Origin of the sequence: Agarivorans gilvus (assembly GCF_001420915.1) — a bacterium.
Taxonomy (GTDB): domain Bacteria; phylum Pseudomonadota; class Gammaproteobacteria; order Enterobacterales; family Celerinatantimonadaceae; genus Agarivorans; species Agarivorans gilvus.
In genome coordinates, this window is record NZ_CP013021.1 from 3,559,697 (window position 1) to 3,586,181 (window position 26,485).

Consider the following 26,485-nt stretch of genomic DNA (forward strand, 5'->3'; position numbering starts at 1 on the left):
ATTCAACCACGAGTTTTAGTTACCGGTGCTAGCCGAGGCATTGGCCGCGCGATTGCCATTCGTTTGGCTAAAGAAGGTTATCAGGTGGTGATGAACTACCGAGGTAATCATCAGGCGGCTGAACAGGCGCTGCAATTAGTTCAAGAGTTTTCCGCCAGTAGCTATTTGTTGCCCTTTGATGTGAGTCAGCGTCAGTTAGTAAAAGATAGGCTTAATCAAGATATCGAACAACATGGCGCTTATTTTGGCGTGGTGTTAAATGCGGGCATTGCCCGCGATAACGCGTTTCCAGCGATGAGCGAAGAAGATTGGGATGGGGTTATTCACACTAATTTGGATGGCTTGTATAACGTATTACATCCCTTAGTAATGCCGATGATTCAGGCGCGCAAGGGCGGGCGCATTATTACGCTTTCTTCGCTTTCAGGAGAAGTGGGTAATCGTGGCCAAGTAAATTACAGCGCGGCCAAAGCGGGTATTATTGGTGCCACCAAGGCTTTGGCTTTAGAAGTGGCAAAACGAAAAATCACGGTTAACTGTGTGGCCCCTGGTTTAATCGATACAGAAATGATGGCCGAGTTGCCACTGGATGAGCTGAAGAAGCAGATCCCGCTACGCCGCTTGGGCCAAGTGGAAGAAGTGGCGGGCACGGTGGCCTTTTTAATGTCTAAAGACGCCGCCTATATTACTCGTCAGGTGATTTCAGTAAACGGAGGTCTTGCATGAGTCATCGAGTGGTGGTGACGGGAATGGCTGGTTTATGCGCTTTTGGTGACAATTGGCAGACTATTCAGGACAAATTACAACAAGGCGAAAACGCGGTGCGCTATATGCCAGAGTGGGAGCGTTTCCCTGATATGCATACCCGCTTGGCCGCGCCTATGGATGATTATGCTTTACCTAATTATCCGCGGAAAAAAATTCGCAGCATGGGGCGGGTGTCATTACTGGCAACCCGTGCTACCGAGCTGGCCTTAGAGCAAGCGGGCTTGTTAAACGACCCGTCTATTCAAGATGGCCGCATGGGGGTGGCTTATGGCTCGTCTATCGGCAGCACCGCTCCAATTGTGCATTTTGGTGAAATGCTCAAAAGTGGCGATAGTAAGGGCATTTCTTCTACCACTTATATTCAAATGATGAGTCATACCACGGCGGTAAACCTAGGGGTGTTTTTTGGCTTAAAAGGGCGGGTTATTACTAGCTCTAGTGCCTGCACTTCAGGAAGCCAAGGTATTGGTTATGCCTATGAGGCGATTAAGTCGGGGGCGCAGCAGTTAATGGTGGCTGGCGGCGCCGAAGAGCTTTGCCCTTCAGAGGCGGTGGTGTTTGATACCTTATTTGCCACCAGTACTCGTAATCAAGAGCCTAAGGCGAGCCCGCGTCCTTTTGAAAAAGACCGTGATGGTTTAGTCATTGGTGAAGGAGCCGGAACCTTGATTCTGGAAAGCCTTGAGCATGCTCAAGCGCGCGGAGCGAAGATTTACGCCGAGTTGGTGGGTTTTGGTACTAACTCAGACGGCACCCATGTCACTCAACCACAACGCGATACCATGCAAGTAGCAATGGAAATGGCGCTTAAAGATGCGCAGCTCAGCGGCGAACAGATTGGTTATGTGAGTGCTCATGGTACCGCCACCGATAAAGGCGATATTGCCGAAAGCCACGCCACCTATCAAGCCTTGCAAAGACCTGTGGCCATAAGCTCCATGAAAAGTTATTTGGGGCATACCTTAGGTGCTTGTGGGGCTCTGGAAGCTTGGTTTGCGATAGAAATGATGAATCATGGTTGGTTTGCTCCCACCCTGAATTTACAGCAGCTGGATCCCGAGTGTGCTGAGCTGGATTATATCAGTGGTGGTGGCCGAAATATCGATACCGATTATGTCATGAGTAATAACTTCGCCTTTGGCGGCATTAATACCTCGCTCATTTTTAAGCGTTGTTTAGATGAAATTAAATACTAGGAAGTAGTTCGTGGATTTTTATAAAGAAGACAAGCTAAAGGCAGTAGAGGCCATTGAACAGGCTCAGCGTTTAGCCTTTGCCCCAGTGGCTTTTCATACGGCACGAAGCCTACGTGATTTGGGGGTGCTTGCAGCCTTAGATGAAGCCGGCGAAGAAGGCTTAAATGCGGAACAAATTACGGCGAGCTCTGGGGTGAGTGATTACGGTGTTAAAGTGTTATTAGATATGGGCTTAAGTGCTGGTTTGGTTACTTGGAATCAAGCTAGGCAAGTCTATGTATTAACCCGTATGGGCTATTTTATTCAGCACGATGAAATGACCCGAGCCAACATGGATTTTACTGCTGACGTTTGTTACGCCGGACTGCAGCATCTAAGTGAAGCGATTAGTGAAGGTAAGCCCGCAGGTTTAAAAGAATTGGGCGCTTGGGACACTATTTATCAAGGCCTTTCTAGTTTACCTGAACCGGCTAAGCAAAGCTGGTTTAACTTTGATCACTTCTACTCAGATAAAGCGTTTCCTAAGTTATTGGAGCTAGTCTTTGCCAATCAGCCGAGTCACATTGTTGATATTGGTGGTAATACTGGGAAGTGGGCTCTTAAATGTTGCGAGCATAATCCAGATGTGGCGATAAGCATTGTTGATCTGCCTCAGCAATTGGCCATGGCCAAAGCAAATGCTGAAAAGGCTGGTTATAGCGAGCGCATTAATGGGGTGCCTTGTAACATGTTAGAGGCTAATCAAAACATTCCTAAAGGCGCCGATATTTATTGGATGAGTCAGTTTTTAGATTGTTTTTCGCCAAAAGAAATTACCGCTATTTTACGTCAAGTAAAAGCCGCTATGGGGCCTGATAGCCGTGTCTTTATTTTAGAACTGTTTCCAGATAGACAGCGCCACGAAGCTGGTGCGCATAGTCTGAATGCCACTTCACTGTATTTTACTTGTTTGGCCAACGGAAACAGTCGTTTCTATCGTTCCACTGACTTCATCGAATGTATTCAAGAAGCGGGCTTAACAATAGCCGAGCAAATTGATGATATTGGTTGGGGTCACAGTTTAATTGAATGTTGTTGAACTAGTAACTTGAAACTCAAAGGAAGAGTCATGAAAAAACTTATATTTTTAGTCGGCTTATTAGCCAGTGTATTGTTGTTACCACAAGCTGCTATGGCGGCCAAAATTAAGCCGGTAATCGATCAGCCTATTCCTAAAGAGCTAAGCTTGGAAGAAGCCAAGAAAGGCATAATTGAAGGTGGTTTGAAGCGTAATTGGATTATCGAAGAGCAAAGTGAAAATTTAATGAAAGCCGATATTTACGTGCGCAAACACTATGTTGCAGTAAATATTAAATTACATGATGGAAGCTATGATATTGAGTATTTAGATAGCGAAAACATGAAATATCAACCCGATGGTACTATTCACCGTAAGTACAATGGTTGGGTGAGTAATTTAAATAGCGATATTCAAAATGCTTTGCGTCGCGTGGCAAGATTAAAAGATCTATAAGCCTATGCTGAAGATTTCTTTTGGCTTGCTGATGCTGCTACTCAGCGGTAGTAGCTTAGCCGCCAGCTTAGAGCATGCCCTGATGGTTAATCTGGGGTACGGGCCGCAACCAAGCGGCCATGTATCTCAGCGTAACTTTACTAGCGGAGTTGATCTGGAGTTTTACCGCTTCCAAAGAAGCCCTAGGCAATGGCTGAGTTTAGGCTTGAGTTACAGCTATCTGGCTAGCGATACGGAGCAACATCGCTCTTTGCATGCGCTGTCGCTGTATCCTCAACTGACCTTGCTAGGTGAGCAATACCAGCAGTGGCAGCCGTGGTTTTTTGTACGAGCTCTGGGCCCGACTTATTTAAGCGAAAAACAACTGGGAAGCCGCCAACAGGCCAAGCACTTTGCCTTTCAGGCACAAGTGGGGATAGGGGCTACTCACCTTGCTAGCCAATGGCAAGTGGCGCTATCTTATAAACACTTCTCCAATGCCAATCTTGATAGCCCTAACGATGGTTTCGATATCCCCTTAGTTTTCAACTTTGGCAAGCGTTTCTAAGTCAGTCGAAGCCGCTTCTAGCTGACTTAGATAGCTTAATAGGCGAGGTCTATTTTCGCTTGATTCTGGGGTAAAGGTGCGTGCATGTTTACAGCCTTGAAGTAGCTCTAAATTACTGTTTTTGAGGCTCTGTTGATGCATCTTTTCACTAAACTGCCAAGGTATAAGGGCATCACTTTCACAGTGCACAAACAACAGAGGAGTATTGGCTAAATGCTGTAAGCGAGGTAGCGGGTTGTATTGTTCATCAACCACGAGGGGGATCAACCAGGCGCCTAAAAAGCCCAGTGGGTTTTGGCTTACCACATGTTGTGCTACCTCGGTAAAGCTATGGAAAGACGAATCCACCACCACTAAGTCGAACAGCTCTCGCTGTTGAGATTCGATTAATCCATCCAACATCACCGCCCCACCTAAAGAGGTTCCAATACTAATTAGCGAATAATTTTCACTGCTGGCAAATTGTTGTTCAACGAAACGGAACACGCTTTGCGCATCGGCGCGCAGGTTAGCAAAGTTAGCCCGCCCGCTAGAGTGGCCGTAACCAGAATAATCAAACAGCAACAAGTCATAACCGGCATCGCTCAGCCATAGATACTTTTCTACGGTTTCACTGATATTGCCCGAGTTTCCGTGAAAGTGAACGACCAAGCCTTTGCTATTTAAGTCTTTGGTTGCAATAAATACGCTGTGTAGCTGGTTGCCAGAATCAGAGGGGAGAAAGAAGCTATCGTAGGTGTAACCTTCAAGGGCCATATCACCGCCCGCTTTGGGTGAGTAATAAGGGGAATGACTACAGCCTGTAACGGCGATTAACACCAGTAGCAGTATGCCTAATTTTTTCATTATTCTATCCACACTGAACGATTATCTTGCCTTAATAACTCGGCAAATGGCTTGATCGATCAATGTGGCTAGAATTTATTGCGCACTATTGTGCTTAGGCTCCCACGGCGAGGCAGGCTTCGACAATACGCGGTATATCCTGTTGCGCCATACCGGCGATGTTGATGCGTCCGCCACCCACCACATAAATGGCGTGTTGCTCGCGCAGCTGCTCGGTTTGTTGTTGGCTGAAACCAGTTAAGGAGAACATGCCTTGATGCTGGACTAAGTAGTTAAAACGCTCGCTGGATGATTGCTGAGTAAATTCGTCGACTAAGGCTTGGCGTAGACTGCGCATGCGTTGGCTCATTTGGTTTAACTCATCCTGCCAAAGCTGAGTGAGCTGAGCATTCCCCAACACTTCTGCCACGATGGCGGCGCCCCAGTTAGGCGGCATGGTATAGCTGCGACGCGCCAACTCGAATAATTTAGCGCGGGCGTTATTAGCCTGCTTCAGGGTTTCACCTATTACTATGGCCGCTCCACAGCGCTCGCGGTACAAGCCAAAACTTTTGGAATTAGAGCAAGATAGCAGCAACTCTGGTAGTTTGTCGGCCATGTAGCGCAAGCCTGCGATATCTTCATCAATGCCCTGGCCAAAGCCTTGGTAGGCTAAATCGACAAAGGGCAAGAAGCCATTTTTTAGCGCCAGTTCGGTAATTTGTTGCCAAGCCTCTAGAGAGATATCGGCGCCGGTAGGGTTATGGCAGCAGCCGTGCAGTAGCACTACGTCATCCGGCCCTAGTTTGGCGATTTGCTCGAGCATGGCCGCTTCATCAACTTGTTTGGTTTCTGGGTTGAAGTAAGGGTAAAAATCAACGCTTAAGCCCGCCGCTTCCATAATCGGTTGATGGTTCACATAGCTAGGGGTAGATAGCCATACTTTGGCCTGAGGCTTGGCGCTGGCGATTAAGTCGGCGAGCAGGCGCAGCGCGCCACTGGCACCGGGCGTTTGCATAGCAATGGCGCGCGAGTAGCCAGCGGTGTTACTTAGCAATAAGTCCAGCATGGCTTGGTTAAATTCGGCGTTGCCGGCTAGGCCAATATAGGCCTGGGTGGTTTGTGATGCTAATAGATTCTGCTGTGCTTGAGTCACCGCTTGCATCACTGGCGTTTGCCCTTGTTCATTGCGATAAACGCCCACTCCCAAATCGATTTTGTGCTCTCGAGAGTCGGCATTAAACAACATGCCGATGGACAAAATGGGGTCATCTTTAGCTGCAGGGAGATTGGCAAACATGGTTATTCCTTCAATTGATGCTTCGGTAATGCGCTACGCTGCGCGGCATTACGATCGTGTTGCTATGATACCGATAATTGCTGCTAGGTCGAGGGTTTAGAGAAAGCTAAAACCAAACAATTTTACTTATTTGGTTTAAGCTGATGGAGAGGGCAGAGTTTGCTTGAGCAGAGCCGTTAAATAGGCCTGCCAAGCGACTTAATAATATCGGTGTTTTGCCTTGGGCGCGGGTAAGCAACCGGCGAGTACATTAGCTAAATGCATCGGCTGGCGACCGCTCAGTTGGCTAATTTGGTAGCTGCAGGCAAAGCCATTGCTGACAATCTCTGCATTTGGCTGGGCGCGTAAACTGGGCATTAAGCCTTGTTCGGCCATGGCGCGGGCTTGCTCAATATGTTCCGATTCCAAACCAAAGGTGCCGGCCATGCCACAGCAGCTAGACTCGATAAAATCGAATTTCAGCTCTGGCACTAAGCGCAGTACTCGACGCATCGACTTCATCGCGCCTACGGCTTTTTGATGGCAGTGGCCATGGATCAGTAAGGGCTGTTTGAACGGGCCGGGACGCAAGTCTAAGTGGAAGTCGCTCTTTTGGCTTTCGCGGGCTAAAAATTCTTCAAATAACAGCGCCTGCTGGGCGGTTTTTTCGGCCGCCTCACCCAAGCCTAGGCTGAGGAACTCTTCTCTAAGCATTAGTAGCGCAGAAGGCTCTAAGCCGATGATGGGGCGCTTAAAGTGAACATGCACCGCTAGCACCGTAAGCAGTTGCTGAGCTTGCTGGCGGGCGGGCTCAATAAGCCCTTTAGAAAACAAGCTTCTGCCACTGTCTAGTATTTGGTCGGGGCGAGACTGGGGATGGATCACCCACACGCTATAACCGGCGCTGCGCAGTACATGTAAGGCATCGCTGGCATGCTGCGGCTTAAACAGTGCGGTGAAGGGGTCTACCCACAATACCACCGACTGTGGTGGCTCAGGCTGAGCATGGCGATAAGGCGCAAAAACTTGGCGTTTGGGGGCGAAGGCTTTATTTGCTGGCACCGGCAATGTGAGTTGGGCGCTAATGCCTAGGTATTTATCTACCAAGCGAGCAAGCAGCGGCCAGCGATTACGTAAGCGGATTAACTTCGCTAGCCAAGGTAAGCGGTAGAGTAAGTAAGGTAGCTGGGCGAGTAGGCGATCACGGCGGCTCATCGCTGCTTGCTGAGCTAAATATTCGGCTTTGATTTGGGCTATGTCGAGGTTGCTTTCGCATTCGCGTTTACAGCCCTTACAGGCCACGCAACTGTCCATGCTCTGGGCTAAAGCCTGCTGCAATTGAGGATCGGGCTCGGCTTTGGGGTCACGGTTTAACCACTGTTTTAACAGTTTGACTCGGCCTCCGGGCGATTGTTGGGGATCTTGGCTTATTCGAAAGCTTGGGCACATCACGCCGCGCTGCTCGCGCTCACAATGGCCGCTATTGATGCACACCGCCACTGCCTTGGCAAAGTCGCCACCGTGTTTAGGTATGCCAGCATAGGCATCACCCATGCCTTGTTCAGAATAAGCCGACCAATCTAGCTTGGTGTCCATTGTGCGTTTACCTCTTCGCCACCGATAAAGAGATAAACTCTTCAAGAACCATGCCGTGGTTAATGTTAGATAACTATATGATTTATTTTGTTTATCTTGCTGGTGTTCAAACAATCTCTCAGCTAATTAGCGCGCTTGTCGTAATTGCGACAAAGCCGCTACACAGGCTTTAAAAGTAATGATGATCGGAATAATCATAGAGCCAGTAGGGGCGATAAATTACCATTAGGGTTATCGCCATACCGTTTAATAGCGCTTCGGGAAAGCCCAATAGCGGGATAAGTAACAGGTAGTTTTGTTGCAGGTAATCCCAGCTATAGCCTTCGCCCAGCGCCAACCAAAGTGACCAAGCGGAAATATGCAGCACGATAGACAAAAAGGCATTAAAAAAGGCGGCGCAAAAGATATACACGAATAAATGATGCGGCAGGTGTTTGAAGATCAAGCTATAGCAAATAAAGCAGCAAAATAGTGGCAGGGCGATGGCGATTAAGCCAAATACCGCAAAATAAAAGGGCTGCTTAAGAATGAAGGTGGAGAAAAATAGTACTGGTAGCATCGCTGCTAAGGTCGCCATGCGCCAGCCATACATCAACATCAGGCTGACCAAGGCTAAGAAGTGTAAATGGATCTGCTTATCGATACTGGCGTCCAGCAACCAAAGGGTGTTGATGGCGGTAAGTACGCACAGCAGCCGCCATTGCTGCTCTCTATCTTTAGCGATTTGCGCCAGCATGCGTTTGGGCCAAATTGCCCATAACCAAAGCCCCAGTAGGGCGATAAATAGCCCTTCTTTAAAGCCAAACTGCCAGTTGATGTTCGCCGCTAATGACAGCCAGTATTCGCTCATAACATCCCTGTATTGCTACTTTAAAACTATCCACATTGTAGCCTAGACATAATGACTCCCCAAGAAGGTGCTGATCTCCAACTTCGTGGGTTAGCTGAAAGCCAGAGCCATAATAGTTAATAACAATAAACTAGATTGGAGATCAGCATGAACAAACATAACATACTTTTTATTGGCCTAGATACTCACAAAGAGTTTGTTGAAGTCGCCTATATTGAAGGCCAACGAGGCACACAAGCTGTTCACTTCGGTAGAATATCTAGCGCTAAAACCGCTATTGTTAAACTGGCCAAGCAATTGCAATCTAAATACTCACAAGCCACCTTACACTTTGTCTATGAAACGGGGCCTTGCGGCTACTGGATATATCGCCTGCTCACCAGCCTTGGCCATTGTTGTTATGTAGTGGCACCTTCGCTTATCCCTAAAAAGCCAGGCGATAAGATTAAAACCGATAAGCGTGATGCACTCAAACTGGCCAAGCTACTAAAAACTGAAGACCTTACACCAATTTACGTCCCAGAGCCTGAAGATGAAGCAGTAAGGGATTTATCCCGTGCGCGTGAAACCGCCATGAAAGACCTAAAAGATGCCAAGTATCAGTTAAAAGCCCTGCTACTACGTAACAACATTAACTATGCGGGCACTGCCAATTGGTCGGCTAAACACCTGCGTTGGCTCACCGAGTTAGTACTGCCCCACCCAGCACAACAAATTGCGCTACAAGAGTATTTACACACCATTAATAAACGTGTTGCTCGCTTAAAGCGTCTTGATAATGAATTAACCCATCAGGTACAAGCATGGCGTTATTACCCCGTAGTGAAAGCCGTACAAGCCATGCGTGGGGTTCGGCTACTGGTGGCCACTGGCCTAATTGCAGAGCTGGGTGATATACGCCGCTTTGACCACCCGCGAAAATTGATGAGTTATTTAGGTTTAGTGCCTAGTGAACATTCAAGTGGGGGAAAACGACATATAGGCGCAATCACCAAATGTGGTAATGGCCGAGCTAGACGTTTACTTATTGAAGGAGCTCACAGCTACCGTTATCCCGCAAACATCTCTAGTGATTTACAGCTCAGGCAAGAAGGTTTACCCAAAGCGATTGTAGACAAAGCTTGGCAAGCTCAATTGCGATTGTGCCGCCGTTATCAACGCCTGATGCACAGAGGTAAACACTATAACGTGGTGGTAACCGCCATTGCCCGAGAGATGATTGCCTATATTTGGGCGATAGCTAAACAAGTGGTTTTAGTTGATGTTAACCCCAAACTGCGTTTAGCCAGAGTACCCGCATAATGACAAGAATAGAGTTAGTGCATGAGATTAAGCATCGGCTGTGGCACAACCACCGACGGCGTTAGGATGGCAGCTATCGAAAGATAAGTGACCCACGAGCATAGACTGAAGACAGGTGTCACGACGGAATAAGTAAGGTTAGCACTGCCCGTAATTTGGGTAATCTACGGATATCAGCATGAGAACCGACGAACTTACTTGCTTCAACCTTATGCATTAACTCGCCCTTTAGGCAAAGAGCAATGGTTCAACACGAGCTAGGGATTTAGGCGGCCAACTTGACAGGGGGAGTCATACCAGCGCACGAGTGTAGGGCACAAGCTCTATTCGTTAATAATCTTATTGATTGAATTGTTATTTTTGGTTACCGTATCTATAAGCCACTAACGTAACAGGGATGAGAAACTAACGGTGAGTGAACAAGCAGAAATTTTTTTGAGCACCCAAAGTCGTCGAATAAAATCTAGTGATTTTGCAAACGAAGCAGAGTTTCACGCATTTTTAAGTGACAATTCTTTGCAAGCAAACAGCTTTTTACATGCAGGAACACCATATATTGTTCGCTCGAACGGGGGGAGTAAAGCTAATGATTTAATGCAGCAATGCCGACAGCTGCAAAGTATCCCCTCATGCCACCGTCGTTCCTTGGCCAATGTCAATGCTCATCTAGGTAGCGACATGACACTAGGCTTAGCTGAGCTATTTGAACAACAAATTGCTCCTGCTGCCAGTCAACTCAATCAATGGGTGGCTGAAGAGAAGGTGAATCTATCTAGCGCTGCTGCTGGGATACTTCAAAGTCGTAGTGCGCAGTTTGGGGATAAAGTAAGTGCTTATGAAAAATCGTTAATGGAAGTGCGCAGAGGTTATAAAGCCAAGCTACCAAGATTACAAATGATGAAGCTGGAATCTGATTCTCGCGCGGCTTGGAAAAGTTTAAATGATTTATTCAAGGCTGAATTGGTTAAAGCTACAGCGAAAGTAAAAGCAAGAAAGGGTACTGTGTTTAATAATCCTCAAAGAGCCATAAACAAGGCAAAAGGTAATAAAACTGACGCGTCTATTAAGCTCAGTAGTGCAAAAGAACTGAAAAATCTTAAGTATATGGCCAAGGGTTTAAAGTTAGGTGGAAATATTCTTCTGGCTGTTGATGTGGCTGATAGAGGGCAAAAGGTTAAAGCTGATTTTGACCAAGGTAAGGATTGGGGGAAAACGGCTGTTGTACAGTCCTCGGGACTGGCTTTTTCTGTATTAGCTGGTGCAGCTGTGGCAAAAGGAACTATTACTGCGGTAAGTACAGCCGCCGTAGCCATTGGGTTAACTATGACTCCTGTTGGGTGAGGCATCGTTATATGTATTGGTATTGGGGCGGCATATGTAGCGGCGACAAAAGTTGATGAGTTGGCTCAAGACGTGACAAAAAACCTGTATGAACGCAATGGTATATTTAGCCGTATTCCAAGGACTTTATGATGGAGCATGCCCCTTTAACCTATGCAGATTGGATACAGTTTTTTTTTCTGATACTTGGAGTATCAGCAATGATAGCTTGGCTATTAAGTGCAAAGTTCACCATGCGACGAATAGAACCTGAATTAAAAAAGCAGGGCTTCAGTTGTGGAAGCTGGGATGGACCGGGTTTTCGGGTATTAAGTTATGCAACGATTATTTTGTTTCAAACAAAGTTGCTTAATGACAGTAACTATCCCTTCGTTCCAGTAGATGCCACCCGTAAGCTAGCGACGAAAAAAGATTGGTACATATCACTATGGCTTTGGTGCTCATTAGTAGGAATGGTAATCCTAGCATTCCTTTATTGAAACTTGTTGTTATGACTAAAAGGTTAATTTTGCGAGTGCAGGAGTTGGGTTACTAGAGAGCCGTGGCGGGGCTTTAGAAAACAGCTTAATGGCGGTGAGAGCTGGGCACCAAGCCAAACTACCTAAAATGCAGATGATGAAATTAGAATCTAATGCGCGTGCTGCATGGAAATCACTTAATCAATTGTTTAGTACTGAACTATCTAAGCGACTGCGGTGGTTAAGGCTCGCAAAGGAACGGTGCTAAATAATGCTAGCCGTGCGATTAATAAAGCCAAAGGTGCTCGCACGGATGCGCCAATTAGAGTGACAAATGTTAAAGAGTTACGAAGCCTTAAACGGATGTCATTAGGGCTAAAAGGCGGTGGGAATATTCTTCTCGGTTACGACATTTATACTCGCGGTAAAATGATCTAGGCTGATTTTGAACAGGGGAAAGACTGGCAGAAAACAGCGGTAGTGCAAACCGCGGGTTTATCGATGGGATTTTTAGCAGGAGCTGCCGCTGCTAAAGCTGTGACTGCTGCCGCTATCTCCCTCGGCCTAACTACTACGCCAGTGGGGTGGGTTATAGCTATAGGTATTGGTGCGACATATTTGGCGGCCTCGACAATGGACTCGTTTGGTCAAAAAGTGGCTGAAAGTATTTATGACAGAGATACATCACTCTTTAATAGGATCCCTGCTTCACTATGATGTATGTACTTGGTGTTTCGTCGTTTGTTGGTTGTGCTTTGTCTATGTTTTCAGCAATGATAGCGTGGTTATGCTTTGCGCGAATAAGTATGCCTAGAATAGAAAAGAGTTTAAAAGAGCAAGGCATTGAAAGAGTTGATTGGGATGGGCCGGGTTTTCGTGTTCTTAGCTACACCATAATTATTTTGTTTAAAACAAAGCGACTTAATGATGAAAATTATCAATTTGTTCCGGTTACTGCCTCTCGACAGTTAGCGACCCAAACTGATTGGTGGCTTTCTCTTTGGCTATGGGGATCGTTTGGTGTAGCGATGGTCTGTATGATTATTCTGTCGGTATTCTTTCCAGAGCTACTACAAGACTAGTTAGTGAGCCGTTGAGTTAACAATAACCGTTGTTGCAGCAGGTGATGATTTTGAGTGAATTTTAGCCAAAGACGTTTATTCGCGAAATGGAACCTTTAACCCTATGCCAAGGGCGTTGTAATGGAACATCCTCCTTTAAGTTATGACGATTGGCTCAAATTCTTTTTCCTGATTGCTTTCGTGTCGGCAATGGTTGCTTGGCTATTCAGTGCAAAGTTCACCATGAGAAGAATTGAGCCTGAACTAAAAAAACAGGGTTTCAATTGTGGAAGCTGGGATGGACCTGGTTTTAGGGTGTTGAGCTATGCAACGATTATTTTGTTTCAAACCAAGTTGCTTAATGACAGTAACTATCCTTTCGTTCCCGTGGATGCTACTCGTAAGCTAGCGACGAAAAAAGACTGGTACATATCGTTGTGGTTATGGTGTTCGCTATCGGGAATGTTGCTACTAGTATTTCTTTATTAAGGCGGTGGGAATATTCTTCTCGGTTACGACATTTATACTCGCGGTAAAATGATCTAGGCTGATTTTGAACAGGGGAAAGACTGGCAGAAAACAGCGGTAGTGCAAACCGCGGGTTTATCGATGGGATTTTTGGCAGGAGCTGCCGCTGCTAAAGCTGTGACTGCTGCCGCTATCACTCTCGGCCTAACTACTACGCCAGTGGGGTGGGTTATAGCTATAGGTATTGGTGCGACATATTTGGCTGTTCCTTATCTATTTCTTCGTTTCCTTATATTGGTAGTGTTAAGTTGGCCGGTTTTGTCACAATTGGTCACAGTCTTATTCTTTCTATCAAGTATGATAGCGGGCAGATTCATTTTCATCATAAGGCTAATACATTGGAACCTTCATGCGATAGCCATCCATCAAATAATTATTCAGCAGATAAAAAACACATCATGTTGATAGAAGATGATTTGGAACTTGCTCACCTGATGAAGGACTATTTCAATCGCCATCACTTCACTGTGTCTTTGATTCATAACGGCCTTGATGCCGTCCCTGCAATCTTGGAACAACAACCAGATTTAGTGATTCTTGATGTTATGCTACCTGGACAAAATGGGCTTGATGTTTGTAAGCAAGTACGCCTTCAATATCAAGGCATCATCTTAATACAGACAGCGCTTGATGACGATCTTGATCAAATCACAGGACTGGAATCGGGTGCAGATGACTATGTGGTGAAGCAGGTTAATCCACGTTTACTTTTATCTCGCATTCATTCTCTTTTCAGACGAGTAACGCGACAAACTCAGGAACTGGTAGATCAGAATTCCGAACATACACGTCAATGCGGTGCATTGACAATATCTTATTCAGATCGGACGGTTAAAATACATGATCAGCTTCTATCGCTCACAACTTCTGAATTTGAGCTTTTGGCACTATTGGCTGCTTCTCCAGGCAGGGTTGTAAGTAGGGAAGCGATCATGCAACAGCTCCGCGGTTATGAATATGATGGTCTTGATCGTTCTATTGATCGACGTATTTCTAGGTTGAGAAGAAAACTATCTGAAGACTCAGCCGGTCAAACGTTCATCAAGACGGTGCATGGTAAAGGTTACCAACTTTGTTTCTGAGGGAGCTGATTCATGTTTAGAGCGTTTCTTGGTCTGTGGCTACTAGTTTTCATTCCCTTGTGTTTTTTACTTTTCCCGTCACGTTACAGCCCCATTCAGTGGTTTAATCATCATATTGAGCAGGAGCGGTACATTCATCTCTATGGCGGGACGATGACCCTACTTGAAGAACAATTACTTATGCAGCCCAAGGTTGCATGGCCCAAAGAAATTGCTCAGACTTCACGTTATTTTGGCTATGAACTCTCGCTCCTGAAGCTATCAGAGCTATCGCTTTCTAAGTCACAGCGGACGGCTTTATTTGAAGGAGATATCTTGTTTATTAATGCTGAACCAGAGTACCTATTGAAGCTCTTGCCAAAAAGTGATTGGGTTATACGCCTTTATGTCGATATTACTCAGTCAGAAGATATCGATAGGTCGTCGTCTGGGACAATATATCTACTAAGGAAGGCTTTCGAGCAAACTCCCATACCACAATGGCAAGCCTTAGTTCAGCGGTTCTCCCCCCAATTTCAAATGCGGCTACAAAAAGAATCAGACATTGAGTTCACGACTTCAGAACAGGCTCAATGGGACAAAACGAACAGTTTTTGGCGGTTTGATGCTACACATCAGCTGATTTTTTATATTGCAACGCCTGAGAAGGGGACGACACTAGTTGTTTCATCACTACCTTATTCTTCGCGTACACCGATGGTGCTTTTAGCAATTATTTTGATGTTTGTTTTCTTGATATCTGCCGGAATGTTTTTTTGGAGTTACCCACTCTGGCGAGATCTGAAACGTTTGAGTAAGTCGACGATACTATTTGGTCAGGGAAATTTGTCTATACGAGCGCCAATTCCTAAGGTCACTGTCGTGGCAAATCTTAGCCAGCAGTTCAATCAAATGGCGCAACGTATTGAGCAAACTGTTCAGAGCCAACGCATACTGACTAATGCTATTGCCCATGATTTACGTCAACCCTTACATCGTATGAGATATGCTTTTGAGATACTCAATACGCCGTCACTCACAGAATCTGAACGAACTAGATACCAGCAAAGCATTGAACACAGTATTCAAGATTTGGATCATCTCATTGATCAAACACTTCAGCTTTCTCGCTATGATCATGACCGCGAGCAGATCCGGTTTTCTGAACAGGTTTTGTCGCACTTGCTGCAAAAGGAATGTGATCATGTTGCTCTCGCGAATCCGTCGCTGTTTGTGACATTTAATGTTGAGTCATTAGTACAGACACAAACAGCGTGGATTGATCCAACAGCCATTCGTCGCGCTGTCAATAATCTGTTGAGTAATGCGTGTCGTTACGCAGCAACTTCAATTGCCATTAATCTCAATCATGACACAGATAAGGAACAATGGGTTATTGATGTTCACGATGATGGACCAGGTATTCCACCGGAGTATCGTGAACAGATCTTCAATCCTTTCATTCAATTGAATAATGCTTCTAGAACGAAGGAAACAGGTCATGGCCTTGGTCTTGCGATTGTTCAACAGATTGCACGCTGGCATCATGGGCAGGTCGCGGTGAGAGACTCTCCTATGGGGGGCGCTTGCTTTACTTTACGCTGGCCGTGTCATCCTGAATCACTTCTTGTTTCTAACTAGCCACATTTTCAAAATACTCCGCAAAGTTTCGACCTTTGCTACCATCATGTACGTTTGTCTCAATTGGTCACAAATGGTCACGAAGGAGCAACAGACGCACCTAACAATTCACTTCTAGAATAGTCTCATTAAATATTTATCCATCAACAAATAGTGAATAATGTTATGAGAAACAAGAAAGTAAAAGCCATTAGAATTCTTTCAATGGTGATAACCAGTCTATTGGTTTCCGTGCATCAGCCTGTGTTTGCTCAATCAAATAATATTGGTATGTCTCTAGGTATTGGTTCAATGCATGTGGACGATGCAGCTAGTAATGACGAAACCAATACTTCTTGGACTGGAGCTATAGAGTATGAACGGCGTTTTTATCCATCTTTTGCCGTTAAAGTTAGTGGGCATATAGGGAATGCTTCAAGTGTTAAAACCAAAGAGATTGGTGAAGCAACAACTTCAGAACGAGATGTTGACTACAAAGCTATTTCCCTCAGCGCCGTAGGATATTATGTCCTATCCCAAAACCATGAATTTTATCTCTCAGCAGGAGTTAATGGCAATAATGTGAAAATGGATCCCAAATCAGGAACATCGACCGATAAAGATGGAGTTGGCTATACAGTGCAGGCTGGTTGGCAATATCATTTCAATAAAAGGACAGCATTGCAGGTTAGTATGCAGCGGTTGGGACTAGAGGATATTGATATCAATACAGCCAATATCGGTGTAACTGTGTCATTTTAAATCATCTCCCTAGTCTGACTTAAGCGTGTGCCTTTGGCCATAAATGTTACCTCTTATGGTTTAGTTACATTCTTACCATAAAAAGTGTCGGGTGCTCTAAGGCCTTGGCACTTGTCACTTTGAATGGCTGCTGGTTAGGGGCTCTAGCTCTTCAGCTTTACTTAGCGTTCTTTAAATAAGTCTACTGACTACATTTAAAAGTAGGTTTTGTTGCAACGTAACAACTTCAAGCAAAACTAAGTGTCTCAGGGTCTTATAAATTGATTGCGGTATACTCTAATGAGGCCTTGTTGATCAATTCAGTGCAACGAACGCAGTAACCTCAAGGCGTTTTCCTCTTTATTCAGCTAGCTGACGAGCAGGCATACCTAGCCTGCTCATTTTGTTCAACGCGCACACTCCGGCCATGATTTCGCCGACTTGGGCGTTGTAACAACGTAGACTCAACTTGTCGCTAAGCAGTTGTTTGAAACGATACATCGCCGTCTCCGATAGTGAACGAAGATGGTAAGCATTGTCCCGTTTCCAGTTTTCCAACTCACCTTGCTTCAAGGCTTTTACTGCAACGTTCCGTGGGTGACCCGCTTCCCACATACCTGCATTCTTGCGTGGAGGGATTAGTGCAACAGCCTTCTTACGTTGTACTTCTTGATAGCTCTGCCGTGTGTCATAGGCACCATCAGCGCTTACTGCTTTCACTTTGCGCCGCAGCGGTCTCAACAAGGTGGGTAACACTTCACTATCGTGAACCCAGTCCATCGAGACCTCAGCACTCACTATCTGATGGCTCTGGGCATCTACTGCCATATGCAGTTTTCGCCAGACTCGACGCTTTTCAGCGCCGTGTTTACGCACCTTCCACTCTCCTTCGCCAAACACCTTAAGACCTGTAGCATCGATAACGAGGTGAGCCGCTTGACCTTGGCTAGGTAGGCGATAGTTGACTTCAACAGTCTTTGCTCGCTTGCTTATACAACTGTAATCGGGAGATTTTAAGTCGACCTTGAGCAGGCGAAACAATGAGTTGATGAAGCTTTCAAGAGCACGCAGTGGTAACTTGAATACGCCTTTAATCATCAGCGCAGTTGCGATAGCGGTGTCACTGTAAGTTTGGCTGCGCCCTCGACGACCACTGCGCTCAGTGTTATTCCATAGTTCTATGGCTTTCTCATCCATCCAGAAGGTCAATGAGCCGCGTTGCTTCAGTGCACTGTTGTACAGCTTCCAGTTGGTGATGTTGCCTTTCGCTTTACCCATGTTTGGTGACCCGACAGATATAGATACAGATCAGATCCGCGACTGCTGAGTTAGTTCAATCTGATTTAGGAAACAACGCCATCTAATGATAGAGTTAATAATTAATTTTTTGGAGGCTTTATGAATAAGGGAAGTTTTTGCTATTTGCAAGGCTTTGAGCCAAGTAATAGAACGCTAAAATATATAGAGAAGATGAATAATACCGTTGAGATGGCGAGTCTGTTAGATAAGATTATTAGCATAGTGCCCTTTTTTCAGATCTTTGCTGGCCGAGGTTCCTACAAAACAGCAGAACTTATATCTACTGGTTATCAGATTACAACTTATAATTGGGAATTGTATGCCAATGCACTGAAAAGCATTCCGGAAATAAAGCGTAAAAAATTAGAAGATATAGCGGGTACAGCATCAATTTATACTCACGGTCGAGAAAGACGTTTTTGGGAGTGCGTATACAATGCACTATAGATTTAGATTATTAATCGCGTACCTAGTTCTTATTTTTTCAGCGACGGCTTCTTCAGCGTCTTTACTTAAGAGTGATGAAGATCTAGCAAAAGATTTGGAGCTTAAATACCAAGCGTTAAATGCTAAAACTCAGACTTGTAGAGAAGGCCGTAGTAGCCATATAGAAGTAGATAAATTAACCAATCAATGGTTTGCTGGTTTATCGTCCGAGCGTAAAAAAGTAGTACTTCTTATTGCCAACCACGAAGCTATGGAGCGTTGCACTCAAGTTCAAGCCGATGAATACTCTCTTTCTTTAGTTGAATATGCAGCTCAAACTGCAGATAAGAAACAACTTGAAGAATGGTTGCACATAAGACAGAACTTTAAGCCTCAAGAGTTAGTTAATGATATCAATGCGCTTAATAATGAAAAACTCATAGCCTTTTTGAAAAATCCCCAATTTAATAAGCCATTTGACTTAATTGCGGTTTTTAAACAGCTTGAGCTATAGAACGACATTAGCCGCTTTAGGTTTCGTCACTAGCTCAATGTTACAGCCTCTTAGGTGAGAGCATCACCTTTAATTAGGTGGCCAAATTTACTATGCAACTACACCCCAGCGCTTAGCTTTTACCCTAGGTCAGGAAGTGTTAGTGGGAGAAAGTGAGCAAGCTTCAGGTGTAGGATACCAAGTAAATCGATCCGATGAGCAAATAATTGCAGACTTATTAGATTGTAATAGCTTCAAGCTAAGGCGCGCTCGGTACTTTCTATTGCTTGTTCTCTTTGAGATTTATGGCGTGTAAAAAGCGACTTGAAAAGGGCTATGCTCCGCCTCGCGCGGGAGGTGGTGCACTAATCCACCGCTTTGGTCGCTCCATAGCTTGCGTAGGGTGCGGTAAGTGTGGCCGCCGCTGACCACCGTTGTGTGCCCACTGGGGAGAATTTCACTCAGAAGCTTCTGGCCCTGAGTAAAGAAGTCTATATCGCCGTAACCAAGATAGATCTCTGTTTCTTTTACGGTCTGTTGGTCGTATTCCCATAACCACGACCAAAGATGCATTTGCCAGTTGTCAGGCGAATAGGGGCTAAGCGTCCACGCTTTAAGCCCTCCGGCTTCCTCAATATCATCAAGTACACCGCCCCAGCCCAGGTAAGGGCTGAGTAGGATTACCCCCTCAATGTTACCGGGATACTCAGTGAGGTACATCAACGCGCCCAAACCTCCCATTGAAGTGCCCGCTATCCAGAACTCTTCATAGCCCTTTTCTCGGGCGGGTAAGATGATGTCGTTGTGTAGGCGCTCGCTTAGCGACTTAGCCCGGTAGTAACCAAAATGAGCGGCTGGAACTACCACATCAAAGGCGTAGCCGTTCGCAAAAATATTGTCGATAAGACCGTGTTCTTCAAAAATTTCATGACCACCGCCAAGGCCTCTGAGCATGATAAGAAGCTTTTTGTTGTCATTAGTTGCTTGAGGGCTTTTGTATTCAAGATAAGGAATAGGCGCTACCGGCTTACTGGTACAACCCATTAGCATTGAAGTGAGGAGCAATAAAGCAATGGCTAGGAGTCTGTTCATTGGCGCGACCATCCTAAATGAGTTTCTATAAAGCGCATGCTGTTCAGGGCTAATAATTTCTTCAGCCTTACTCATTGAAGGTCAACTTGCGCTAGTTTGCATATATAAACTCATTACGCGTGTGGCTGAAGAAAGGTTCAATAGGAAATGATAAATAGGCCACTGCGGACTGCTGGAGTAAAGTTTCTAGGAGGTAAGGATGCCTCTAGGTTATGTGCTATACCTCGCTTCTTGCTGAAAATAAGGTAGGCGCTCAACGATGCGGCGCTAGCCGTGATTGATGAACAAAGGAACAGCCGAGAGAAGGCTAATCCTTATGTCTTGCTGGCAAGGTTTAACAAAACATCCATAATAAAAACAAAATTAACAATAACACTTTTTTGCACTCGTTGAGCTAGGTCAAAGCCCAAAAATCATAAGTAATTCAATGGTATGGTGTGAATAGGCCGGATTAACTTAGTCCCAGCCAAAAAGCTATGCGAGACAAAACCTCAGCAAGCCTGATAATTAGCTAAAAAATAAATGAGGGAATTTAAGCGCTATTGAGCAAGCAACGGCATTGGCTTAAGCCGGTGGTGCGTTTATGACCTAGGTGTTGATGGTATTGGCGTAATTAGGCGTTCCTTACCTACCGCACCGGAAAAGTGTTGCTCAAACTCACAGCTAAGGCTTAACCATTGCTCTGCGGCTATGCCTAAGCGTTGCATTATTGGGTTAGCCTCTAGGCTTAAGTGGCCTCGTTTGTCTTCTCGAACAATACGGCCAGTGCTATCGACCAATTCCAAGTAATGATGTAGTTGAAAAGGTAGACCTTGGGGCATGTTGTTTCTGGGGTTACCTACAAAGGGAAATAAGGTTTGGGGTTGAGTTTCTTTTGTTGTACTGCCTTGGCTCTTAACTTAACACTGGTATGCTATTAAGTTCCAGACACAAACAGTCGTGCGCCGAAAAGAATTACGTTGGTGGCTTCCACTAGTTGCCTCGCTGATTGGTGTAGTTGTTGGGGTTGTAGGTAACAGATTACTTTAGCCGATACTATGTGAAGGCTTAGTTAGCTCAACTACTTTTATTACACTCTGATTTAGCGAATAAACACCTAGTATGCGTGCTGTTGGATATAGATATTAAATCTTTAGAATATTTAATATTCAATATGTTATTAGTGTTTTTTGTCATTAAGATTTGGGTTACTATATAGCTTTAAACTATCAAGTAGTTACAAGCATGAGCAAAGCAAGAGTTTTTAGAATACAGGTAATAAAGCCTGTTCTTTTGAAGATCGGTGGTGCCAACTTAGCAGCAGAAGAACTCCTTTTAGGTACTGCGGTGCAAGAAAGTCTCAACTTCATGTATCGAAGTCAGGTTGGAGGTGGCCCTGCTAAAGGTTATTTCCAAATGGAGCCGGCTACACATGATGATATTTGGGATAACTTTTTGAAGTACCGTAAAGGGCTCGCCAAAGACGTAATCTCATTTCTTAGTTCTCCCAACGCTAACAAAATCACTGAGCTAGAAAACAACGACAAATACGCTGCTGCTATGGCGAGAACTCACTATATGCGTGTTCCTGCCGCACTGCCAAAAGCTGGTGACATTAAAGCCCAAGCTAATTACTGGAAGCAATATTACAACACGCCTTTAGGCAAAGGGCTTCCACATGAGTACATAGATAAGTGGGGCGTTGTTTCCTAAATCAGATTGAACTAACTCAGCAGTCGCGGATCTGATCTGTATCTATATCTGTCGGGTCACCAAACATGGGTAAAGCGAAAGGCAACATCACCAACTGGAAGCAGTACAACAGTGCACTGAAGCAACACGGCTCATTGACCTTCTGGATGGATGAGAAAGCCATAGAACTATGGAATAACACTGAGCGCAGTGGTCGTCGAGGGCGCAGCCAAACTTACAGTGACACCGCTATCGCAACTGCGCTGATGATTAAAGGCGTATTCAAGTTACCACTGCGTGCTCTTGAAGGCTTCATCAACTCATTGTTTCGCCTGCTCAAGGTCGACTTAAAATCTCCCGATTACAGTTGTATAAGCAAGCGAGCAAAGACTGTTGAAGTCAACTATCGCCTACCTAGCCAAGGTCAAGCGGCTCACCTCGTTATCGATGCTACAGGTCTTAAGGTGTTTGGCGAAGGAGAGTGGAAGGTGCGTAAACACGGCGCTGAAAAGCGTCGAGTCTGGCGAAAACTGCATATGGCAGTAGATGCCCAGAGCCATCAGATAGTGAGTGCTGAGGTCTCGATGGACTGGGTTCACGATAGTGAAGTGTTACCCACCTTGTTGAGACCGCTGCGGCGCAAAGTGAAAGCAGTAAGCGCTGATGGTGCCTATGACACACGGCAGAGCTATCAAGAAGTACAACGTAAGAAGGCTGTTGCACTAATCCCTCCACGCAAGAATGCAGGTATGTGGGAAGCGGGTCACCCACGGAACGTTGCAGTAAAAGCCTTGAAGCAAGGTGAGTTGGAAAACTGGAAACGGGACAATGCTTACCATCTTCGTTCACTATAGGAGACGGCGATGTATCGTTTCAAACAACTGCTTAGCGACAAGTTGAGTCTACGTTGTTACAACGCCCAAGTCGGCGAAATCATGGCCGGAGTGTGCGCGTTGAACAAAATGAGCAGGCTAGGTATGCCTGCTCGTCAGCTAGCTGAATAAAGAGGAAAACGCCTTGAGGTTACTGCGTTCGTTGCACTGAATTGATCAACAAGGCCGATAAGTGGAATAAATACGTTGCTCCTGTAACTCCATAGAATGTAGAGCTGATAGATAATTATGAGTATAAAAAAAACGTTAGCCATAGCATACGTTAGTGCCGGTGTAATATTCAGTAATGTTAGCTGTGCGAGTAATGAAGATGTCGTTACTACAACGTCTAATGGCAAAAACTATTATCACATGAAGCTTTCATTGAATAATCAAAGCATTAGTTCAATAAAAGAGTTTAGAGAGGCTCAGTTCGTTATGAACGGTGGGCAATTCGAGGTGAGGGTTCAACAAAACTCTTTCCCGATAAAGGCTCCTAACTGTAAAGGTGATTTGATCCTTAGAATGCCTTGGACAAACTCAGACTTAAGTGCTGCTGATGTTTTCATTGATGAAAAATACAATGTGTACAAAGCGATTGTAGATGCGTCAAAAAGTGAGGGAAGTAATGTCGATGTTTACATCGAGCTAAACCCTTATGTGCAAATGACGGGCGATGGTTTTGAGCTAACAGAGTGCAATGTGTTTTTTAGACATGCTAATGGTCAGTACATTCCTAAAACTGGGAAACTAAATTAAGTTAGGTATGAAATTAAAGGCTGTCTTGACCTTTCTATTTACAAAAAGCGGTCGATGAAACCCAATAAAAGGAGTTGTTGGGCCATCTTGCATTTGCTTATGTAGGTGACATTAGGTGGGGGCTAGTCATTTTTAATAATACTGAACTGAACATATTTGAATTAAAAGATAAAATATATACGATCACTATACTATACTATACTTATCTATCATTTCAGGTGATAAGAATCTTTGGAGAATGGTTCGTCTCAATCGCTCTTGCAGTTGCGACCGTCTTCTATTGTAGTTTGGGTTGTATCCAAAGAGGCCTTGTTGATCAATTCAGTGCAACGAACGCAGTAACCTCAAGGCGTTTTCCTCTTTATTCAGCTAGCTGACGAGCAGGCATACCTAGCCTGCTCATTTTGTTCAACGCGCACACTCCGGCCATGATTTCACCGACTTGGGCGTTGTAACAACGTAGACTCAACTTGTCGCTAAGCAGTTGTTTGAAACGATACATCGCCGTCTCCGATAGTGAACGAAGATGGTAAGCATTGTCCCGTTTCCAGTTTTCCAACTCACCTTGCTTCAAGGCTTTTACTGCAACGTTCCGTGGGTGACCCGCTTCCCACATACCTGCATTCTTGCGTGGAGGGATTAGTGCAACAGCCTTCTTACGTTGTACTTCTTGATAGCTCTGCCGTGTGTCATAGGCACCATCAGCGCTTACTGCTTTCACTTTGCGCCGCAGCGGTCTCAACAAGGTGGGTAACACTTCACTATCGTGAACCCAGTCCATCGAGACCTCAGCACTCACTATCTGATGGCTCTGGGCATCTACTGCCATATGCAGTTTTCGCCAGACTCGACGCTTTTCAGCGCCGTGTTTACGCACCTTCCACTCTCCTTCGCCAAACACCTTAAGACCTGTAGCATCGATAACGAGGTGAGCCGCTTGACCTTGGCTAGGTAGGCGATAGTTGACTTCAACAGTCTTTGCTCGCTTGCTTATACAACTGTAATCGGGAGATTTTAAGTCGACCTTGAGCAGGCGAAACAATGAGTTGATGAAGCCTTCAAGAGCACGCAGTGGTAACTTGAATACGCCTTTAATCATCAGCGCAGTTGCGATAGCGGTGTCACTGTAAGTATGGCTGCGCCCTCGACGACCACTGCGCTCAGTGTTATTCCATAGTTCTATGGCTTTCTCATCCATCCAGAAGGTCAATGAGCCGCGTTGCTTCAGTGCACTGTTGTACAGCTTCCAGTTGGTGATGTTGCCTTTCGCTTTACCCATGTTTGGTGACCCGACAGATATAGATACAGATCAGATCCGCGACTGCTGAGTTAGTTCAATCTGATTTAGGAAACAACGCCTATTCGAGGGCGAAGAGGGCAAAGCGCTAACCGATATTAAAAAAGGCTGGGTTAAGGTGGTTGATTTGGCCGAATTAGAAGATTTTAATTTTCACGATTTACGCCACCACTTCGCCAGTAAGCTAGTGATGAAAAGTGTCGATTTAAATACAGTTCGTGAACTACTAGGCCATGCTGATATGAATATGACATTGCGTTATGCGCATTTGGCGCCAGAGCATAAAGCGGCAGCGGTTAATTTGCTTTAGGTTTAGTGAATATGTGTAACTTAATAATTAATTTATCATTTCTCTTTAAATTGTTATTGACCAATGAAATAATAGCGGTAATTTTAAGTCTCCCAAGGAACGTCAGTGACTTCTTTTTCTGGTATAGCTAAAGCCAAAACCATAAAACTCTACGAAAACCATTCTCACGAAGTGGGCTCGGTGCTTAAACAAAGTGACCCTAAAAAATATGAAAAATACGAGTCTACTGACTGTATTACATATGTACTAAATGTTTTGTCTCATGCGTATAAGGAAATGGGTAATGGCCAGATGGCAAAAGATGTCTGGACAATGGGAAGGGAGACTTCTCGTTCAGATTTCAGAGGTACAATTCTCGCCAAACGTTTAGTGACGCAAAAAAACTGGGCAGGTATTTATGTGTCTCCTGATAGCATTCATCCTTCAGATGGAGATCAAGAGCATACTTATGCCAGCGTAGTTGCCAGAAAGCAATGTATCTATAGTACGGATAATGTTCCACTCAAGCACAGGGTCGTTAATTACAACCCAACTAAAGAGGATAATTCTAACTTTCAGGCCCTATACCCTTATTTGGGTAAAACAAAACTTAATGATATTGATTATAAAGAGCTAGCAAAGATACCATTTGGTTTCGGCTTATCTAGGGGTGGCATGCATACATGGCTGTTTGTCGAAGGTTTTGTGTATGAGGTTCACTGGGACGCTATCGGAAAAGGGTTGTACGAGAAAACAGCATTAAGAAACTATCCTTGGTTGTCTAGTGCTATCTTTGTGCCTCAGGATACTGCAATAAAGCTCAACTTAGCCAAGTTAAAATGCGCTTCATAAGGACTCACATGAAACAAATCTTGCTCATTGTCATTACTAGCGTATTCCTTATTTCGGGATGCACCCAGTCATCTATAGAAGATAAGACTCTCGTTTTACCTTACAAGGCTTTTGGACCACCTTCTATGAGTGGCCACTTATTGGGTGTGGAGTGGTTTCAGTGGCAATCGCATGGTGACTCGAGACCTCGCGAATACCCTGTTAAGGTGGTTGTTTACAAGGATGCATCTTTAGAAGAGTTAGAAGCCGCTTATCCAATTGATGAGGCTTTAGAAAAAGATTTTAGGTATGTGGAATATACAGCTGCAATAAATTACTTCGATAAGAATGTTCACGAAGTCGAGGAAATGGCTAAAGAAGGTTTTCCAATGGGAGATCTTTCTAACGAATTAGAAGAAGCCAAATCTTTAATTGTGGAAGCTCTAGGTAAATAGATTTTGAATCATTTTCTAAAGTGAGTCGTATTGGGGAGTGGTTAAACATTAGTTATTAACAACAAGGTGTCTTCGTGGAAAATAGGGTTTATGATTTCTCCAAGTTTATCAGTACATTAAATTAAATGTATCTATTCTTACATTGCTATTTGCGGCTGGAGATAAACTAGCTTCATTCTCCGAGCCTAGTTGGTTGCTCTCTACTGTTACGCTTATGCTGACTTGCTGCTTAGCTTTGTCATTATATGGGGCTTATTTATTGGTGTTTCGAAGTGAGCGTCTTGGTCGGAAAGCTATCGAGCTATCATCTCTAGC

At 44.8% G+C, this 26,485-nt stretch carries 28 protein-coding genes and 1 pseudogene; 21 read left to right on the forward strand and 8 right to left on the reverse strand.

Annotated features, from left to right (window positions below; all coding sequences use genetic code 11):
* The 5 genes from AR383_RS16875 to AR383_RS16895 are packed head-to-tail and all read left to right on the forward strand — an operon-like array spanning position 1 to position 4,024.
* Positions 1–726 (forward strand): 3-ketoacyl-ACP reductase FabG2, encoded by a 726-nt coding sequence (locus AR383_RS16875; protein ID WP_157051843.1) that lies wholly within the window; start codon positions 1–3, stop codon positions 724–726.
* Entirely contained in the window at positions 723–1,964 is a 1,242-nt protein-coding gene (locus AR383_RS16880) for a beta-ketoacyl-ACP synthase (RefSeq protein WP_055734186.1), read from the forward strand. The genes AR383_RS16875 and AR383_RS16880 overlap by 4 nt, the downstream gene beginning before the upstream one ends.
* A 10-nt stretch (positions 1,965–1,974) precedes the next feature.
* Complete coding sequence (locus tag AR383_RS16885) at positions 1,975–3,042, forward strand: methyltransferase (RefSeq protein ID WP_055734187.1); 1,068 nt, start codon at positions 1,975–1,977, stop codon at positions 3,040–3,042.
* Between the two features lie 30 nt (positions 3,043–3,072).
* Positions 3,073–3,477 carry a hypothetical protein gene (locus tag AR383_RS16890; RefSeq protein ID WP_055734188.1) on the forward strand — a complete coding sequence of 135 codons (405 nt, stop codon included), beginning with the start codon at positions 3,073–3,075 and terminating at the stop codon, positions 3,475–3,477.
* A 4-nt stretch (positions 3,478–3,481) separates the two neighbouring features.
* A complete protein-coding gene (locus AR383_RS16895) occupies positions 3,482–4,024 on the forward strand; it encodes an acyloxyacyl hydrolase (protein ID WP_055734189.1) in 543 nt (180 codons plus the stop codon).
* Here AR383_RS16895 and AR383_RS16900 read toward each other — a convergent pair.
* The 4 genes from AR383_RS16900 to AR383_RS16915 form a co-directional block, all read right to left on the reverse strand.
* Complete coding sequence (locus AR383_RS16900; protein ID WP_055734190.1) at positions 3,995–4,870, reverse strand: alpha/beta hydrolase; 876 nt, start codon at positions 4,868–4,870, stop codon at positions 3,995–3,997. The two genes, AR383_RS16895 and AR383_RS16900, sit on opposite strands and share 30 nt — an antisense overlap.
* A gap of 94 nt (positions 4,871–4,964) precedes the next feature.
* The gene (locus AR383_RS16905; RefSeq protein ID WP_055734191.1) at positions 4,965–6,149 is read right to left on the reverse strand and encodes an amino acid aminotransferase; all 1,185 of its coding nucleotides are present in this window, start codon (positions 6,147–6,149) and stop codon (positions 4,965–4,967) included.
* Between the two features lie 198 nt (positions 6,150–6,347).
* Positions 6,348–7,724: a (Fe-S)-binding protein gene (locus AR383_RS16910; protein ID WP_055734192.1), complete on the reverse strand. Its 1,377-nt coding sequence runs from the start codon at positions 7,722–7,724 to the stop codon at positions 6,348–6,350.
* Positions 7,725–7,893: 169 nt separating this feature from the next.
* Entirely contained in the window at positions 7,894–8,574 is a 681-nt protein-coding gene (locus tag AR383_RS16915; RefSeq protein WP_055734193.1) for a hypothetical protein, read from the reverse strand.
* Between the two features lie 147 nt (positions 8,575–8,721).
* Here AR383_RS16915 and AR383_RS16920 point away from each other — a divergent pair, with 147 nt between their 5' ends.
* The 8 genes from AR383_RS16920 to AR383_RS16965 all read left to right on the forward strand — a co-directional run bounded on the left by AR383_RS16920 (position 8,722) and on the right by AR383_RS16965 (position 16,707).
* Complete coding sequence (locus tag AR383_RS16920; RefSeq protein WP_055734194.1) at positions 8,722–9,876, forward strand: IS110 family RNA-guided transposase; 1,155 nt, start codon at positions 8,722–8,724, stop codon at positions 9,874–9,876.
* A gap of 411 nt (positions 9,877–10,287) precedes the next feature.
* Positions 10,288–11,217, forward strand: coding sequence for a hypothetical protein (locus AR383_RS16925; protein WP_055734195.1), 930 nt, complete (start codon positions 10,288–10,290; stop codon positions 11,215–11,217).
* A gap of 128 nt (positions 11,218–11,345) precedes the next feature.
* Positions 11,346–11,696 (forward strand): hypothetical protein, encoded by a 351-nt coding sequence (locus AR383_RS16930; RefSeq protein WP_157051776.1) that lies wholly within the window; start codon positions 11,346–11,348, stop codon positions 11,694–11,696.
* A gap of 692 nt (positions 11,697–12,388) precedes the next feature.
* Positions 12,389–12,757, forward strand: a complete 369-nt coding sequence (locus tag AR383_RS16940; protein ID WP_055734198.1) for a hypothetical protein — start codon at positions 12,389–12,391, stop codon at positions 12,755–12,757.
* A gap of 120 nt (positions 12,758–12,877) precedes the next feature.
* Entirely contained in the window at positions 12,878–13,225 is a 348-nt protein-coding gene (locus tag AR383_RS16945; protein ID WP_055734199.1) for a hypothetical protein, read from the forward strand.
* 287 nt (positions 13,226–13,512) lie between these two features.
* A complete protein-coding gene (locus tag AR383_RS16955) occupies positions 13,513–14,346 on the forward strand; it encodes a winged helix-turn-helix domain-containing protein (protein ID WP_229711276.1) in 834 nt (277 codons plus the stop codon).
* Positions 14,347–14,358: 12 nt separating this feature from the next.
* Positions 14,359–15,966: an ATP-binding protein gene (locus AR383_RS16960; RefSeq protein WP_055734202.1), complete on the forward strand. Its 1,608-nt coding sequence runs from the start codon at positions 14,359–14,361 to the stop codon at positions 15,964–15,966.
* Positions 15,967–16,131: 165 nt separating this feature from the next.
* On the forward strand, positions 16,132–16,707 hold the full coding sequence (locus AR383_RS16965) for a porin family protein (RefSeq protein ID WP_055734203.1): 576 nt from the start codon (positions 16,132–16,134) through the stop codon (positions 16,705–16,707).
* A 339-nt stretch (positions 16,708–17,046) separates the two neighbouring features.
* On the opposite strand, the gene AR383_RS16970 is transcribed toward AR383_RS16965, so the two are convergent.
* Positions 17,047–17,964: an IS5 family transposase gene (locus tag AR383_RS16970; RefSeq protein ID WP_055734204.1), complete on the reverse strand. Its 918-nt coding sequence runs from the start codon at positions 17,962–17,964 to the stop codon at positions 17,047–17,049.
* A 120-nt stretch (positions 17,965–18,084) separates the two neighbouring features.
* Here AR383_RS16970 and AR383_RS16975 point away from each other — a divergent pair, with 120 nt between their 5' ends.
* A complete protein-coding gene (locus AR383_RS16975; RefSeq protein ID WP_055734205.1) occupies positions 18,085–18,432 on the forward strand; it encodes a hypothetical protein in 348 nt (115 codons plus the stop codon).
* Complete coding sequence (locus AR383_RS16980) at positions 18,422–18,925, forward strand: hypothetical protein (protein ID WP_157051777.1); 504 nt, start codon at positions 18,422–18,424, stop codon at positions 18,923–18,925. Before AR383_RS16975 ends, AR383_RS16980 begins: the two co-directional genes overlap by 11 nt.
* Positions 18,926–19,207: 282 nt before the next feature.
* On the opposite strand, the gene AR383_RS16985 is transcribed toward AR383_RS16980, so the two are convergent.
* Together AR383_RS16985 and AR383_RS16990 are read right to left on the reverse strand one after the other, a co-directional pair.
* Complete coding sequence (locus tag AR383_RS16985; RefSeq protein WP_188407609.1) at positions 19,208–19,996, reverse strand: alpha/beta fold hydrolase; 789 nt, start codon at positions 19,994–19,996, stop codon at positions 19,208–19,210.
* 581 nt (positions 19,997–20,577) lie between these two features.
* Positions 20,578–20,817, reverse strand: a complete 240-nt coding sequence (locus tag AR383_RS16990) for a hypothetical protein (protein ID WP_055734208.1) — start codon at positions 20,815–20,817, stop codon at positions 20,578–20,580.
* 403 nt (positions 20,818–21,220) lie between these two features.
* On the opposite strand from AR383_RS16990, the gene AR383_RS16995 reads away from it, so the two are divergent.
* From AR383_RS16995 to AR383_RS17005, 3 genes and pseudogenes are all read left to right on the forward strand, one after another.
* Positions 21,221–21,688: a hypothetical protein gene (locus AR383_RS16995; protein ID WP_055734209.1), complete on the forward strand. Its 468-nt coding sequence runs from the start codon at positions 21,221–21,223 to the stop codon at positions 21,686–21,688.
* A 65-nt stretch (positions 21,689–21,753) separates the two neighbouring features.
* A pseudogene (locus tag AR383_RS21400) lies at positions 21,754–22,671 on the forward strand (IS5 family transposase).
* 117 nt (positions 22,672–22,788) lie between these two features.
* Entirely contained in the window at positions 22,789–23,298 is a 510-nt protein-coding gene (locus AR383_RS17005; RefSeq protein WP_055734210.1) for a hypothetical protein, read from the forward strand.
* A 361-nt stretch (positions 23,299–23,659) separates the two neighbouring features.
* Here the strand turns inward: AR383_RS17005 and AR383_RS17015 are convergent, their stop codons facing one another.
* The gene (locus AR383_RS17015) at positions 23,660–24,577 is read right to left on the reverse strand and encodes an IS5 family transposase (protein WP_055731577.1); all 918 of its coding nucleotides are present in this window, start codon (positions 24,575–24,577) and stop codon (positions 23,660–23,662) included.
* 115 nt (positions 24,578–24,692) lie between these two features.
* Between AR383_RS17015 and AR383_RS17020 the strand changes: the two genes are divergently transcribed.
* From AR383_RS17020 to AR383_RS17030, 3 genes are all read left to right on the forward strand, one after another.
* Positions 24,693–24,905 (forward strand): tyrosine-type recombinase/integrase, encoded by a 213-nt coding sequence (locus AR383_RS17020; protein ID WP_083481667.1) that lies wholly within the window; start codon positions 24,693–24,695, stop codon positions 24,903–24,905.
* Positions 24,906–25,010: 105 nt separating this feature from the next.
* Positions 25,011–25,736, forward strand: coding sequence for a hypothetical protein (locus AR383_RS17025; RefSeq protein WP_055734213.1), 726 nt, complete (start codon positions 25,011–25,013; stop codon positions 25,734–25,736).
* Positions 25,737–25,744: 8 nt separating this feature from the next.
* Positions 25,745–26,170 (forward strand): hypothetical protein, encoded by a 426-nt coding sequence (locus AR383_RS17030; protein ID WP_055734214.1) that lies wholly within the window; start codon positions 25,745–25,747, stop codon positions 26,168–26,170.
* Positions 26,171–26,485 lie beyond the last annotated feature (315 nt).

Coding starts and splice junctions, on each gene's coding strand:
- AR383_RS16900 (WP_055734190.1), bottom strand. CDS start 4,870: ATGAAAAAATTAGGCATACTGCTACTGGTGTTAATCGCCGTTACAGGC.
- AR383_RS16995 (WP_055734209.1), top strand. CDS start 21,221: ATGAGCAAAGCAAGAGTTTTTAGAATACAGGTAATAAAGCCTGTTCTT.
- AR383_RS16990 (WP_055734208.1), bottom strand. CDS start 20,817: ATGCCCCAAGGTCTACCTTTTCAACTACATCATTACTTGGAATTGGTC.
- AR383_RS16980 (WP_157051777.1), top strand. CDS start 18,422: ATGCACTATAGATTTAGATTATTAATCGCGTACCTAGTTCTTATTTTT.
- AR383_RS16910 (WP_055734192.1), bottom strand. CDS start 7,724: ATGGACACCAAGCTAGATTGGTCGGCTTATTCTGAACAAGGCATGGGT.
- AR383_RS16985 (WP_188407609.1), bottom strand. CDS start 19,996: ATGAACAGACTCCTAGCCATTGCTTTATTGCTCCTCACTTCAATGCTA.
- AR383_RS16880 (WP_055734186.1), top strand. CDS start 723: ATGAGTCATCGAGTGGTGGTGACGGGAATGGCTGGTTTATGCGCTTTT.
- AR383_RS16930 (WP_157051776.1), top strand. CDS start 11,346: ATGATGGAGCATGCCCCTTTAACCTATGCAGATTGGATACAGTTTTTT.
- AR383_RS16895 (WP_055734189.1), top strand. CDS start 3,482: ATGCTGAAGATTTCTTTTGGCTTGCTGATGCTGCTACTCAGCGGTAGT.
- AR383_RS16915 (WP_055734193.1), bottom strand. CDS start 8,574: ATGAGCGAATACTGGCTGTCATTAGCGGCGAACATCAACTGGCAGTTT.
- AR383_RS16975 (WP_055734205.1), top strand. CDS start 18,085: ATGAATAAGGGAAGTTTTTGCTATTTGCAAGGCTTTGAGCCAAGTAAT.
- AR383_RS16960 (WP_055734202.1), top strand. CDS start 14,359: ATGTTTAGAGCGTTTCTTGGTCTGTGGCTACTAGTTTTCATTCCCTTG.
- AR383_RS16970 (WP_055734204.1), bottom strand. CDS start 17,964: ATGGGTAAAGCGAAAGGCAACATCACCAACTGGAAGCTGTACAACAGT.
- AR383_RS17030 (WP_055734214.1), top strand. CDS start 25,745: ATGAAACAAATCTTGCTCATTGTCATTACTAGCGTATTCCTTATTTCG.
- AR383_RS17005 (WP_055734210.1), top strand. CDS start 22,789: ATGAGTATAAAAAAAACGTTAGCCATAGCATACGTTAGTGCCGGTGTA.
- AR383_RS16940 (WP_055734198.1), top strand. CDS start 12,389: ATGATGTATGTACTTGGTGTTTCGTCGTTTGTTGGTTGTGCTTTGTCT.
- AR383_RS16945 (WP_055734199.1), top strand. CDS start 12,878: ATGGAACATCCTCCTTTAAGTTATGACGATTGGCTCAAATTCTTTTTC.
- AR383_RS16965 (WP_055734203.1), top strand. CDS start 16,132: ATGAGAAACAAGAAAGTAAAAGCCATTAGAATTCTTTCAATGGTGATA.
- AR383_RS16905 (WP_055734191.1), bottom strand. CDS start 6,149: ATGTTTGCCAATCTCCCTGCAGCTAAAGATGACCCCATTTTGTCCATC.
- AR383_RS17015 (WP_055731577.1), bottom strand. CDS start 24,577: ATGGGTAAAGCGAAAGGCAACATCACCAACTGGAAGCTGTACAACAGT.
- AR383_RS16890 (WP_055734188.1), top strand. CDS start 3,073: ATGAAAAAACTTATATTTTTAGTCGGCTTATTAGCCAGTGTATTGTTG.
- AR383_RS16920 (WP_055734194.1), top strand. CDS start 8,722: ATGAACAAACATAACATACTTTTTATTGGCCTAGATACTCACAAAGAG.